The 13,113-nt window shown below is 63.9% G+C and carries 12 protein-coding genes; 6 read left to right on the forward strand and 6 right to left on the reverse strand.

Translation table 11 applies throughout. The features are described from left to right. Positions 1 to 38 precede the first annotated feature (38 nt). The 3 genes from recQ to BM019_RS08400 all read left to right on the forward strand — a co-directional run bounded on the left by recQ (position 39) and on the right by BM019_RS08400 (position 4,089). A complete protein-coding gene (recQ, locus tag BM019_RS08390) occupies positions 39 to 2,165 on the forward strand; it encodes a DNA helicase RecQ (RefSeq protein ID WP_007929753.1) in 2,127 nt (708 codons plus the stop codon). Positions 2,166 to 2,289: 124 nt separating this feature from the next. Further along, complete coding sequence (locus BM019_RS08395) at positions 2,290 to 2,724, forward strand: MarR family transcriptional regulator (protein WP_007929752.1); 435 nt, start codon at positions 2,290 to 2,292, stop codon at positions 2,722 to 2,724. 129 nt (positions 2,725 to 2,853) lie between these two features. Further along, positions 2,854 to 4,089 carry a type IV pilus assembly protein FimV gene (locus BM019_RS08400; protein ID WP_092418036.1) on the forward strand — a complete coding sequence of 412 codons (1,236 nt, stop codon included), beginning with the start codon at positions 2,854 to 2,856 and terminating at the stop codon, positions 4,087 to 4,089. On the opposite strand, the gene BM019_RS08405 is transcribed toward BM019_RS08400, so the two are convergent. Beyond that, positions 4,062 to 6,251, reverse strand: coding sequence for a patatin-like phospholipase family protein (locus BM019_RS08405; RefSeq protein WP_092418037.1), 2,190 nt, complete (start codon positions 6,249 to 6,251; stop codon positions 4,062 to 4,064). The two genes, BM019_RS08400 and BM019_RS08405, sit on opposite strands and share 28 nt — an antisense overlap. A 71-nt stretch (positions 6,252 to 6,322) precedes the next feature. Here BM019_RS08405 and BM019_RS08410 point away from each other — a divergent pair, with 71 nt between their 5' ends. Continuing rightward, complete coding sequence (locus BM019_RS08410; RefSeq protein ID WP_007929749.1) at positions 6,323 to 6,610, forward strand: Rdx family protein; 288 nt, start codon at positions 6,323 to 6,325, stop codon at positions 6,608 to 6,610. Here the strand turns inward: BM019_RS08410 and BM019_RS08415 are convergent. Then, positions 6,604 to 7,494 carry a DMT family transporter gene (locus BM019_RS08415; RefSeq protein ID WP_092418038.1) on the reverse strand — a complete coding sequence of 297 codons (891 nt, stop codon included), beginning with the start codon at positions 7,492 to 7,494 and terminating at the stop codon, positions 6,604 to 6,606. The two genes, BM019_RS08410 and BM019_RS08415, sit on opposite strands and share 7 nt — an antisense overlap. Positions 7,495 to 7,588: 94 nt before the next feature. Further along, positions 7,589 to 8,347 (reverse strand): helix-turn-helix transcriptional regulator, encoded by a 759-nt coding sequence (locus BM019_RS08420; protein ID WP_092418039.1) that lies wholly within the window; start codon positions 8,345 to 8,347, stop codon positions 7,589 to 7,591. Positions 8,348 to 8,479: 132 nt separating this feature from the next. Between BM019_RS08420 and BM019_RS08425 the strand changes: the two genes are divergently transcribed. Then, positions 8,480 to 9,301 (forward strand): UDP-2,3-diacylglucosamine diphosphatase, encoded by an 822-nt coding sequence (locus BM019_RS08425; RefSeq protein WP_009042684.1) that lies wholly within the window; start codon positions 8,480 to 8,482, stop codon positions 9,299 to 9,301. Between the two features lie 87 nt (positions 9,302 to 9,388). On the opposite strand, the gene BM019_RS08430 is transcribed toward BM019_RS08425, so the two are convergent. Continuing rightward, positions 9,389 to 9,979: an HD domain-containing protein gene (locus tag BM019_RS08430; RefSeq protein WP_009042685.1), complete on the reverse strand. Its 591-nt coding sequence runs from the start codon at positions 9,977 to 9,979 to the stop codon at positions 9,389 to 9,391. A 99-nt stretch (positions 9,980 to 10,078) separates the two neighbouring features. Next, on the reverse strand, positions 10,079 to 10,390 hold the full coding sequence (locus BM019_RS08435) for an Mpo1-like protein (protein ID WP_092418040.1): 312 nt from the start codon (positions 10,388 to 10,390) through the stop codon (positions 10,079 to 10,081). A gap of 162 nt (positions 10,391 to 10,552) precedes the next feature. Between BM019_RS08435 and BM019_RS08440 the strand changes: the two genes are divergently transcribed. Beyond that, positions 10,553 to 11,614 (forward strand): AraC family transcriptional regulator, encoded by a 1,062-nt coding sequence (locus BM019_RS08440; protein ID WP_009042686.1) that lies wholly within the window; start codon positions 10,553 to 10,555, stop codon positions 11,612 to 11,614. Here BM019_RS08440 and BM019_RS08445 read toward each other — a convergent pair. Continuing rightward, the gene (locus tag BM019_RS08445; protein WP_009042687.1) at positions 11,571 to 13,025 is read right to left on the reverse strand and encodes a TrkH family potassium uptake protein; all 1,455 of its coding nucleotides are present in this window, start codon (positions 13,023 to 13,025) and stop codon (positions 11,571 to 11,573) included. The genes BM019_RS08440 and BM019_RS08445 overlap by 44 nt on opposite strands. Positions 13,026 to 13,113: the final 88 nt, after the last annotated feature.

A 13,113-nucleotide genomic window follows, 5' to 3' on the forward strand; every position in this document is an offset into this window, starting at 1 on the left:
CCTGCGCACAGGGATTTCAGCGATTTTTGGAGTTTTTCATGCTCGAACAGGCTCAACGCGTCCTCAAGGACATCTTCGGCTACGACAGTTTCCGTGGCCGCCAAGGTGCGATCATTGAGCGTGTGGCCAGTGGCGGCGACGCCCTGGTACTGATGCCTACCGGCGGCGGCAAGTCGTTGTGCTTCCAGGTCCCGGCCCTGCTGCGCGAAGGCCTGGCGGTGGTGGTTTCGCCATTGATCGCGCTGATGGACGATCAGGTCGCGACCCTGGAGGAACTCGGGGTCGCCGCGGCGGCGCTGAACTCCACCCTGAGCGCCGAGCAGCAGCGTGACCTGGCCGCGCGCATCCGGCGGGGCGAGGTGAAGATGCTGTACCTGGCGCCGGAGCGCCTGGTGCAACCGCGGATGCTGGCGTTCCTGCAGAACCTCGACATCGCCCTGTTCGCCATCGACGAGGCGCATTGTGTGTCCCAGTGGGGGCATGACTTCCGTCCGGAGTACCTGCAGTTGGGCCAGCTGGCGGAAATGTTCCCCCAGGTGCCGCGCATCGCCCTGACCGCCACCGCCGACAAGCGCACCCGCGAGGAAATCGTCAATCGCCTGCACCTGCAGGATGCCGAGCGTTTCCTCTCCAGTTTCGACCGTCCGAACATCTTCTATCGCATCGTTCCCAAGGAGCAGCCGCGCAAGCAGCTGCTGGCGTTCCTCAGCGAACGGCGCAGCGACGCCGGCATCGTCTACTGCCTGTCGCGCAAGAAGGTCGACGAGGTTGCCGCCTTCCTCTGCGAGCAGGGCTTTCCGGCGCTGCCGTATCACGCCGGGTTGCCTAGCGAGCTGCGGGCCTATCACCAGAAGCGTTTCCTCAATGAGGAAGGGCTGATCATGGTCGCGACCATTGCCTTCGGCATGGGCATCGACAAACCCAACGTGCGCTTCGTGGCGCACCTGGACCTGCCCAAGTCCCTCGAGGCCTATTACCAGGAAACCGGGCGTGCCGGGCGTGACGGCCTGCCTGCCGATGCCTGGATGGCCTACGGCCTGCAGGACGTGCTGATGCTCAAGCAGATGCTGCAGAATTCCGAGGGCGACGAACGCCACAAACGCCTGGAGCAGCACAAGCTCGACGCCATGCTGGCTCTGTGCGAGGAAACCCGCTGCCGGCGCCAGACCCTGCTGGCCTATTTCGACGAAGACATGCCACAGCCATGCGGCCATTGCGACAACTGCGTCGACGGCGTGCAGACCTGGGATGCCACCGAGCCGGCGCGCCAGGCGCTGTCGGCGATCTATCGCACCGGCCAGCGGTATGGCGTCGGCCACCTGGTGGACGTGCTGCTGGGCAAGGACACGGAAAAAGTCCGCAGCTTCGGCCATCAGCATCTTTCCGTGTTCGGCGTGGGCAAGGCGCGCAGCGAAGGCGAATGGCGCTCGTTGTTCCGCCAACTGGTGGCCCGCGGCCTGGCCGACATCGATCTGGAAGGCTACGGCGGCTTGCGTCTGAGCGACAGCTGCCGACCGCTGCTCAAGGGCGAGGTGAGCCTGGAGCTGCGCCGCGACATAAAGCCGCAGACCGCCGCCAAGAGCAGCACCAGCCAGGCCAGCCAACTGGTACGCGGCGAAGAGCGCGAACAGTGGGAAGCCTTGCGCGCCCTGCGGCGCAAGCTGGCGGAAGAACATGGCGTGCCGCCCTATGTCATTTTCCCCGATTCCACCCTGCTGGAAATGCTCCGCAGCCAGCCCGGCTCCCTGGCGGAAATGGCCCGGGTCAGCGGTGTCGGCGCGCGCAAGCTGGAGCGCTACGGCGAGGCCTTCCTCGAAGTGTTGGGCGGCCAGGTGGAGGCGCCGAAAGTGGTGGCCGACATCCGCCACGAGCTGATTACCCTGGCCCGCGCCGGCATGACGCCACTGCAGATCGCCGGGCAATTGCAGTGCTCGGAAAAGAACGTTTACACGATGCTCGCCGAAGCCGTGGGCAAGCAGCAGTTGTCCCTGGAGCAGGCGCTGGATCTGCCGGAAGACCTGCTCGGCGAGATCCAGGACGCTTTTCTCGACGGCGAAGGCGAGCTGCCCTCGGTGAGCGAAGTGGCCGAGCTGTTTGCCGGTCGCGTGCCGGAAGGTGTGCTGTATTGCGTGCGTGCGGCGCTGGAATCGGAATTCGAGATGTGAGTTGCCCGACGGCAAGATGTAACGATTCAGTTCATGGCAAACCTTGCCACTCGGCAACTGTCATGCTTAGCTGACTAATAATTAGTTTTTCTTAATTTTCAGTCTACTAACTCATGAGTTGTTTATGCCGTTAACCGATCAACACCGTTTTGGCATGCAGTTGGCGCAGATGTCCCGAGGCTGGCGCGCCGAACTGGATCGCCGTCTGGCTGGACTTGGCCTGTCCCAGGCCCGCTGGCTGGTGCTGCTGCACCTTGCCCGTTTCGATGAAGCCCCGACCCAGCGTGAACTTGCCCAGAGTGTCGGCGTCGAAGGACCGACCCTGGCGCGGCTGCTCGACAGCCTGGAAACCCAGGGTTTGGTGCAACGGCAGTCGGTGGTCGAGGATCGCCGGGCGAAGAAGATCGTTCTGTGCGCCCCGGCGCTGCCCTTGATCGAACAGATCGAAACCATCGCCACAGCCCTGCGCAGTGAATTGTTCGTCGGTGTCGATGAAGAGGATATGCGGGTCTGCATGCGGGTTCACGCGCATATCCTGGCCAATCTGGAAAAGTCTTGAGGCATAACTAGCGCCGCGGATTTTTGAGCTACCGACACCGGCGGACTATAAGAAATACTAGGTCCACAGCGGCATGCGCAGCCAGCGTATCGCCGCTGTGGTCGCTTTCGGTCCTCAAAAAGGGTGCTCATGTTCCAGAGTCTGCTGGCCGCTCTGCGCGGTTTCGTCGGGTCGTCCTGGGTGGCGAAGAATCGTTCCTTGTTCCTTCTGCCGGTGCTGGCGACCTTGTATTCGTCCCTGGCCTCGGCGGTGGGCCTGGGTGAAATCACCGTGCATTCGGCGCTGAACCAACCGCTGGAGGCGGAGATCGCCCTGGTGCAGGCACAAGCTCTGGAGGAGGGCGAGTTGTCAGTCAGCCTGGCGACGGCCAGCGAGTTCAAGCAGGCCGGTATCGAGCGCTTGCCGTTTCTCGAAGACTTGCGTTTTACCCAGGTTTTGCAGGGCGAGCGCAGGGTGATCCGGGTGGTGTCTAGCAAGCCGGTGAACGAGCCGTTCCTGGATTTCCTGCTGCAGGTGAACCAGGCCAATGGCCGGCAGTTACGCGAGTACACGCTGCTGATCGATCCCCCGGGAAGCCCCGAGATAGTGCCGGCCCCGGTGAGGGAGGTAGCAAAACCCGAACCGGCGATCGCCACCCAGGCGCCACCCGCGGCGGCCAAGGCGAGCGATCCTGCGGCCGGACAATTGGCGCAAGCCCTGCAGGCCAACCAGCAATTGCAGGACCAGGCCCAAGAGCTGCGCAACACATTGCAGCAGCGGGACGAACAACTGGCGCGCCAGCAGCAACAGCTGGTGGAGCTGCAACGTCAGTTGGCCGAAGCCCTGAGCAAACCTGCCGATAATCCTGCCCCGGCGCCCGCGCCCGCGACACCCACCGCAGTCAGTCCACCCCAGCCAGCCGAACAGGCCCCAGAGACTGATGAGGGCTCGAATCCCTGGCTGATGCTTGCCGCCTTGCTGCTGACGGCCTGGCTGGTGGTGTTGGTCATGCGTCGCCGTCGTCAGTCCGCCGCCGTACCGGAGGCACAGACGGCCCCCGAGAGTCGGCCCACACGAACGCTGGCCAGTGCTGTGACGACGGTGGCAGCCCAGGAGTCGTTCAGATCAACGCCCCCTGTTGCTCCGGTACAGCCCGTGGCAGGAGATCGGTTGGTTGATCGCGAGCCGTCGATCGATGTCGACTGGGACCTGATCGCACCTTCCGAGCCCTCCAGCGCTCCGCCGTCTCCTACCGCAGCACCGGCGCCATTCAATGCCGATTCGATCGTCTGGCGCCTGGAGGAGCCAGACGAACCGGGCTCCGGCAGCAAGGCCGAAGCCGAGTCGGACGCCAAGCCTCAGAACGTCTGGCCCAAGTTGAGGTAGACCGCTTTCTGGTTGTCGTCGTTGATGCCGTAACTGAAATTCAGCGGCCCCAGCGGCGTGTCGAAACCAAGGAAGATGCTGGCGGCGTTGATGTAGCCACTGTCGAACTCGTTGTCGTTGTTCCAGGCCCGCCCTCGCTCCAGGGAGCCGCCGATATACAGCGGGAAGTCCAGGGGCAGGTAGGAGCGGGGTGTCAGCCGCCGGTAGTAGACGCCCCGCATCAGGCTGACGTTCTGGCCCGAGAGCGCATCCTGGCGGAAGCCCGACAGCTGGCGGGCGCCGCCCAGCACAAAGCTTGAGGTCACCACTTCGGCCTCATCCAGGGTCCGGCCATACCGACCGCCGAGGATAAAGGTGTTCGGGCCGCTGCTCAGGGCCTTGTCCAGCTTGAACTCCCACTGCCGGTAGCGCTTGTCCGAGCCCAGGCTGGGTTCGAACTGGCGCAGCGACAGGCCGATGTCCTCGCCCGCGTGGGGGAAGTAGACATTGTCCAGGGAGTCGAACGAGTAGCGCAGTTCGTAGTAGCCCTCGTTGAAGCTTTCGCTGGGCAGGTTCTGGTCGCCGACGCGGACATCGGCCTTGCCCCAGGCCTCGCCGACACCGAAGCGGATCTCGCCGCTGTTGCCGATCTGGCGCCCGATATTGAGGCCGAAACCATAGCGCTCCAGGCGGTATTCGGCGATCGGGTCGTTATCCAGCACGGCTTCGATGTTCTGTGATTCAAGACCGATATACGGCGCGATGAAGTAGCGCGAGCCGACGTCCAGCGGCTGATAGAACTCACTGTAAAGCTCCTGCTGATCACCGATCTGCACCCGGGTCAGCCATTCGGCGCCGAGGCTGTTGATGCCGTTGACCCGGTAGCTGGCGCCCAGGTTGAAAGCACTGTCGCCGCGCATGTCGTCGGACAGGTTCAGCCCCAGGCGCAGGTAATCGGTGCCGCTGCGTTTGCCCCGGGCGTGGATCACCAGGGTGTGGTCATTGCCCTTGTGGACCACGCGGTATTGCACCTGCTCGAAGTAGTCCAGGCCATACAGCGTGCCCATGTCGGTCTGCAGCCGGCCCAGGTCCAGAGGCTCGCCGATGTGCTGGCGGATGTAGTAACGGATCACGTCGTCGCTGACCTTCGAATCGTTTTCCACCCGGATCGCGGTGATGATCGGGGTGCGCTGGCTGGGCGTACGCGCGGCGCTGAGTTCGGCATCCATCGGTTCGGCTCGGCGCAGCGGCGCCAGGCGGGCGTCGAGGATGCGGGTGGCGCGGTAGCCGGCGTCGATCATTTCCTGGGCGCGGCCGAAGTCGGTGACCCCGAAACTGGCCAGGGGCGGCTGGATCAGCACGTCATTCTTGTGCAGGGTCGCCAGTTGTTCCTCGGAGTTGCGCCGGGTCATCAGGGTGATGGACTGGTTCAGCACATCGACCACGGTCGCCAACTGCTGGCGCGAGCGCAGCGGGGTGCCGATGTCGACCACGATGGCGATGTCCACGCCCATGTCGCGGGCCACATCCAGCGGAATGTTGTCGGTCATGCCACCGTCCACCAGCAGCCGGCCATCCATTTCCACCGGGGCGAACACCGCCGGGATCGACATGCTGGCGCGAATCACCCGGGGCAGGTGGCCCTTGCGGAACACCACTTTCTCGCCGCTGGCGATGTCGGTGGCGACCGCGCGGAAGGGGATCGGCAGCTTGTCGAAGTCCCGGGTATCGCTGGCGTGGGCCAGCATGCTTTCCAGCAGTAGCGCCAGGTTCTGGCCCTGGATGACCCCCAGCGGCAGGCCGAGGCTGCCGTCGTCGCGGAAGCTGAGTTTCTGTTTCACCAGGAAGTCGCGGTCATCCTGCTTGCGACGAAACGGTATGTCTTCCCGGGGCGGCGCGTCGGACAGCGCCTGTTGCCAGTCGATGCCCAGGGCCAGTTTTTCCAGCTCGTCGATCTTGTAGCCCGAGGCGTACAGCCCGCCGATCACCGCGCCCATGCTGGTGCCGGCAATCGCATCGATCTTCACGCCTTGCTCCTCCAGGGCCTTGAGCACGCCGATATGCGCCAGGCCACGGGCGGCGCCGCCGGACAACACCAGGCCGATCTTCGGCCGTGGCGCTTCGGCGGCGTGCAGGAACACGGGGAGCAAACACAGGAGCAGGCAGGACAGCAAACGACGCATCATGGATCTCGGGGCGAGCGATAAAGGCGGCTATTATAACGACGCCCTTGAGCCCAGGAGTCGGCAGCACCATGTCAGAACGTAAACCCGAAGTGGTCATCACCTATTGCACCCAGTGCCAGTGGCTGCTGCGCGCCGCCTGGCTGGCCCAGGAACTGCTGAGCACCTTCAGCGACGACCTGGGCAAGGTGTCCCTGGAACCGGCCACCGGCGGCACGTTCCGCATTACCTGCGACGGCGTACAGATCTGGGAACGCAAGGCCGATGGCGGTTTTCCCGAAGCCAAGGTACTCAAGCAGCGGGTGCGCGACCAGATCGATCCGCAGCGCGACCTCGGCCACAACGACCGCACTCAGTGAGACGCGACTTCTGCCACTGGCGCTTTTTTGCTTGAGCCGGACAGGCTGCTGGAGACCACGATGGCGAGGATGATCAAGACGCCACCGATCAGCATCCGTAGCGTCGGCGTCTCGTTGAACAGCAGCCAGGCCACGGTAATCCCGTAGACCGGCTCCAGGGCGAACACCACCGCCGCGGTGCGCGCCTTGATCACCGCGAGGCTGGCGACGAACAGGCTGTGGGCCAGGCCGGTGCAGAAAATGCCGAGCAGGCTGATCCACAACCAGTCGATGGCCCGTACCTCGCTCAACCCCGGCGCCGCCACCGGCAGCAAGCACAAGGCAACCACTACGTTCTGGCACAGCGCCGCCTGTACCGCCGGGATGCGTGCGGAACTGGCGCGATTGTTCAGTGACAGTAGGGCGAACAGCAGGCCCGATCCCGCGGCCCAGAGCAGCCCGCTGGTGGCTTGGCTGGCGAGGTCGAAGTCCGGCGTCACCAGCACCAGGCCGACGCTGACCAGGGCCACCAGGACGATCTCGTTGAGGCGGATCCGCTCACGAAAGATCAGTCCCTCAAGGATCACCGTAAAGGCCGGGAAGCTGGCGAAGCCCAGGGTGGCGATGGCCACGCCGGCGACTTTCACCGCGATGAAGAAACTCACCCAGTGCCCGGCCAGCAGCAGGCCGCTGAGCAGCAGGCGCCACCCGTCCGTGGCCTGCAGCCGTTGCCAGCGGATGCTGCTGGCGCAGCGGGCGAAGAACGCCAGGGCGAGCACCGCGAACGCCGCGCGACCAAAGACGATGATGGCCGGCGAAGCGGCGGCGAGTTTGCCGAATACACCGGTGAGGCCGAACATCAATGCGCCGATATGCAGGGCGCCAAGGGCAGTACGCGGAGTCATTTCAATCCTTCAAAACGGTTGAGCGGAGCGGTGCCAGTCTAAAAGCCTGGGCAGGACCCGGTCTGTCGCGATCCTCGCGTTTTTTGTCGACAGCCTAGCGCTGGCCTGTCGCGCGCCGCAGCTTGCCGGGGGAGACACCGAACTCGCGCAGCACCGCGGCGGCGAAAGCGCTCTGGGAGCTGTAGCCGACGCGGCTGGCGATTTCGCCGATGGGCAGCGCCGAATCGCGCAACAGCCCGGCGGCCATGTGCAGGCGTCGGCTGCGGATATAGTCCATCGGCGTCTGCCCGCATTCGGCGACAAACCGCGCATGCAGGCGAGCGCTGGACAACCCGGCGATTTGCGCCAGGTCGGCCACTTGCAGCGGATGGGCGGCGTGTTTATCGATATGGGCATTCAAGGCGGCATAGGGCAGGCGTCGGCCGCCGATGCTGGCGGGGCTGGCCTGGTTGAGGCTGGCCAGCAACAGCACGGCGCCTTGCTGGGCAATCAGCGGGTCGTTGACCGGGCTGCCGGCGAGCCAGTTGACCAGTTGGCTCTGCGCCGTATCCAGGGGCAGGCGCCCAGGGTTGTCGAGCAGGCGGCGACTGGCATCGGCGTGATCGCCCAGCGACTGCAGCAGCCAATGTTCGTCGGGCACATCGAGCACCAGGCAGCGACTGCCGTTGGGGCTGCCGCAGGCATGATGGGCGCCGGAAGGCACTACCACGAAGCTCTGCTGGACCACCTGGCTGCCCTGGCCGTCGACCTCGAAGTCGAGCTGGCCCGACAGGCCGAACACCAGTTGCGCGTGTTCGTGGCTGTGGACGATCAGGTCGTGGCTGTATTGGCGTAGCGTGAGGATCGGTCTCATCGCAGTCTCCTTGGCAGAACGGCAGTCTACACCGGCGGCCCGGGCTTCAGCGTTGTCATCGGACTGCCGTATTTCTGTCACAGGCAATTAATCGCTGGGGTGCAAGCTCGCAGAAAATGCAGGAGCGTGCCCATGACCAGTGCCGAACTCGCCAGACCCAGCCGTAAACAACGCGTGCGCACCCTGTGGATTTCCGATGTGCATCTGGGCACCCGGGATTGTCAGGCGGAGCATCTGTCGCAGTTCCTCAAGGGCTATCACGCCGACCGGATCTACCTGGTCGGCGACATCATCGACGGCTGGAAGCTGCGCGGCGGCATGTACTGGCCCCAGGCACACACCAACGTCATCCGCCGCCTGCTGACCATGAGCAAGCGCGGCACCGAGGTGATCTATGTCACCGGCAACCATGACGAATTCCTGCGCCGTTATTCGAAACTGATCCTGGGCAATATCCAGTTGGTGGACGAGGCGGTGCACGTCACCGCCGACGGCCGGCACCTGCTGGTGATCCATGGCGACCAGTTCGATGTCATCACCCGCTACCACCGCTGGCTGGCCTTTCTCGGCGATTCGGCCTACGAGTTCACCCTGACCCTCAATCGCTGGCTGAATCACTGGCGGGCGCGCTATGGCTACGGTTACTGGTCGTTGTCGGCCTACCTCAAGCACAAGGTCAAGACCGCGGTCAGCTTTATCAGCGACTTCGAGGAAGCCATCGCTCACGAATGCGTGAAGCGCGAGCTGCACGGCGTGGTGTGCGGGCACATTCACCATGCCGAGATCCGCAAGGTCGGCGAGGTGGACTATCTCAACTGCGGGGATTGGGTCGAGTCGTGCACCGCCCTGATCGAGCATTGGGACGGCACCATCGAGCTGTATCGCCTGGCCGACGCCCAGGCGCGGGAGGCGCAGCGCAAGGCTGAACTGGCCAAGGTCGCGGAGCTGGCCTGAAGAGTATCGCGAGCAAGCTCGCTCCTACAAAAACCGGAGATCCCCCCTCTAGGAGAGAGCTTGCTCGCGATGGCCGCGCAGCTGTCCTCAGGCCGGCGCGTGTTCCTTCATGGCGGCCTTGTAGATCGAGTTTTTCGGCTGGGCGAACAGACGTTCGAGCATGGGTTCGAAAAAGCTCAGGGGCAGGCTGTCGTAGCCTGGATCGAACGCCGCGGCGTCGTACTTGGCACAGAATTCGGCGGTCTGCAGATACAGCGGGTGGTCCTTGAATTGCTCGCGCAGGTGCCGGTCCATGCCCAGGTGATGGAAGAAGTAGTAGCCCTGGAAGATCCCGTGCTTCTCCACCATCCACAGGTTCTCGGGGCTGACGAAGGGCTTGAGGATCGCCGCGGCGATGTCCGGGTGATTGTAGGAACCCAGGGTGTCGCCGATGTCGTGGAGCAGGGCGCAGACCACGTATTCCTCGTCGCGGCCGTCATGCCAGGCCCGGCTGGCGGTTTGCAGCGAGTGGGTCAGGCGGTCCACCGGGAAGCCGCCAAAATCGCCCTCGAGCAGCTTCAGGTGCGCCACGATGCGCGCTGGCAACTGCTTGGCGTAGGCGCTGAAGTCCGCGGCGATGATCGCCCAGTCTTCCTGGGTGCCATCCTTCATGTGGGTGAAACGGGCGTGAGCGTTCATCGGCCATCCTCTTGTTGTTTTTGTGCGCAACGATGGGAGTCTATGCCTTGGATCCAATCCTGCACTGGCTGTGCAGGACGCCTTGCTGTCCGGCCAGGCCTAGAACGGCACCTTGCCGGTCAGCATGTCGCGGTACATGACGAAATCGCCCAGAAGGCTGTAGAGCGGATGCTGAAAGGTGGCCGGGCGGTTCTTCTCGAAGAAGAAATGACCGACCCAGGCAAAGCTGTAGCCGGCCACCGGCAGGGCCAGCAGCAATAGCCAGGCGCCTTTGCCGATGGCGAAGGCGAGGATGAAAATTACCAGGGTCGTGCCCACGAAGTGCAGGCGGCGGCAGGTGCTGTTGCTGTGCTCGCTCAGGTAATACGCATAGAACTCGGCGAAGCTATTGAATTGCTTGATGTTATCCACGACTGCGATCTCTGTGGTTGTTGTTCTGTCAGCGGGATGCTCTGCGGGGAGCTTATTTGAGTCTAGAGTCATCAATGGCTGGGGCCAGTGACAATAGGCGCCACTTTAGTATCCTTGGGAAATCGGCCGTAGCATGCGGCTCATCATGTAAAAGAACCCACCATGAGCGAACGAACGACTTCTGCAAGCTGGGCGATGGGAATTGTCAAAGCTCTGGAGATGGACGGCCTGGATTGCCGTGCATTGTTCAAGCAGATCGGGCTCGACTATGCCGCGCTGGACGACCCGGACGCACGCTTCCCCCAGGACTCGATGACGCGTCTCTGGCAGCGTGCGGTGGAGCAGTCCGGCAACCCGGCGATCGGCCTGAACATGGGCAAGGTGGTGCGGCCGGCCTCCTTCAACGTGGCCGGGTATGCCCTGATGTCCAGTCGTACCCTGGCCGAGGGTTTCCAGCGTTTGGTGCGCTATCAGCGGATCATCGCGGAAAGCGCTGATCTGAGTTTCCGACTTTTACCTGAAGGTTATGCGTTGATTCTGACGGTGCACGGCGATCATCTGCCGCCGACCCGGCAAAGTGCCGAGGCCTCGCTGGCCTGTGCGCTGGCGCTGTGTGGCTGGTTGACCGGGCGTACGCTGCAGCCGCGCCAGGTCCTGATGCAGGGGGCGGTGCCGGTCGATCTGGAGCCCTACAAGCAGGCGTTTCATGCGCCGCTGGTGTTCAACGCGCCTTACGATGCGTTGATTTTCGAGCGGGCCGATATGGAAGCGCCGTTGCCGACCGCCAATGAAGCCATGGCGCGGCTGCATGACCGCTTCGCCGGTGAGTACCTGGCGCGCTTCTCCGAAAGCCGGGTGACGCACAAGGCGCGCCAGGCACTGTGCCGGTTGCTGCCCCAGGGCGAGCCGAAGCGCGAAACCGTGGCTCAGACCCTGCACCTGTCCCAGCGCACCCTGCAACGGCGTCTGCAGGAGGAGGGCACCAGTTTCCAGACCCTGCTCGACGACACCCGTCGTGAACTGGCCGAGCAGTACCTGGCGCAGCCGAGCATGACCTTGCTGGAGATTGCCTATCTGTTGGGGTTTGCCGACCCGAGCAACTTTTTCCGCGCTTTCCGCCGCTGGTTCGATGCCACGCCCGGCGAATACCGGGCGCGATTGCAGGAGTCCGGGGCCGCTGTCAGTGACGCCAGAATGCCGGAATACACAGCACGAATACGGTGATGATCTCCAACCGGCCGAGCAGCATGCCCAGGGACAGAATCCACTTGGCGGCGTCCGGCAGGGTGGCGAAGTTGCCGGCCGGGCCGATGGTTTCGCCCAGGCCCGGGCCGACCCCTGACACCGTACTGGCCGCGCCGGTCAGGGCGGTCATCCAGTCCACACCCAGCAGCGACAGCGCCAGGGCGATCACGCAAATGGTGATGGCGAAGAAGAACGAGAAGGTCAGGATCGAACGGACGATTTCCTCGTCGAGGCGGTGACCGTTGTATTTCTGTTTGATCACCGCGCGCGGGTGGATCAGCTGGTTCAAGTTGGCCTTGAGCAGGATATAGGCGACCTGGAAGCGGAAAATCTTGATCCCGCCGGCGGTCGAGCCGGAACAGCCGCCGACGAAGCCCAGGTAAAAGAACAGCATCAGCGAGAAGTTGCCCCACAGGCTGTAGTCGCCCAAGGCGAAACCGGTGGTGGTGACCACCGAGGTGACGTTCAGCGCGACGTGACGCAGGGCCTCCAGCCAATGCAACTGGGTGGTCCACCAGTACCAGGTGCCGAGCACCAGCCAGGTCACCAGCAGCATGCCGAGCAGGCCCTGGACCTGCTGGTCCTTGATCAGCGCCCGGCGGTTGCCGCGCAGGGTGGCGACGTACAGGGTGAACGGCAGGCTGCCGAGGATCATCACCACCACCGCCACCCAGTGCACCGCCGGTTGCGGCCAGTGCGCCAGCGAACTATCGGAGGTGGAGAAGCCGCCGGTGGAAATCGCCGACATCGCATGGTTGATCGCGTCGAACAGGCTCATCCCGGCCCACCAGAAGGCCAGGCTGCCGAGAATGGTGATGCCGACATACGCCGCCACGATCAGCCGCGCCACCATGTGCGAACGCGGCATGACCTTTTCCGAGCGGTCCGAAGATTCGGTCTGGAACAGGCGCATGCCACCGATGCGCAGCAGCGGCAGGATCGCCACCGCCATGCCGATGAAGCCGATGCCGCCGAGCCAGTGCAGCAGGGAGCGCCACATCAGGATGCCCGGCGACATGTTGTCCAGGCCGCTGAGCACGGTGGCGCCGGTGGCGGTGATGCCGGACATGCTTTCAAAGAACGAGTCGGTGTAGCTGATGTGCTGGGTCAGCAAAAACGGCAGGGCGGCGAAGATGCACACCACCAGCCAGCTGGACACCGTCAGCAGGTACATGTCCCGCGGACGCAGGTGCACATGTTCCGGACGCCCCGGTATCACCAGGGCCAGGCCGGCGACGAAAGTGATCATGCTGGCCCAGAGGAACGACGGCAGGTCGCCGGTGCGTTCGAACAACACCAGGGTCGCCATCGGGATGACCATGGCGATGGCCAGGGTGATCAGGAAAATGCCGATGATGAAACCAATGATCCGTAGGGTCGGCAACGCCATGAGGTCCGCTCGGGGCTGATAAGGAGGGCGCCATTCTACCTGCGGCGCAGAGCATGTAAACCGGCACCCGGAAGGCACTTCCCGGTAG

This window comes from Pseudomonas sp. NFPP07, from assembly GCF_900115645.1.
In the GTDB taxonomy this organism is placed as follows: domain Bacteria; phylum Pseudomonadota; class Gammaproteobacteria; order Pseudomonadales; family Pseudomonadaceae; genus Aquipseudomonas; species Aquipseudomonas chlororaphis.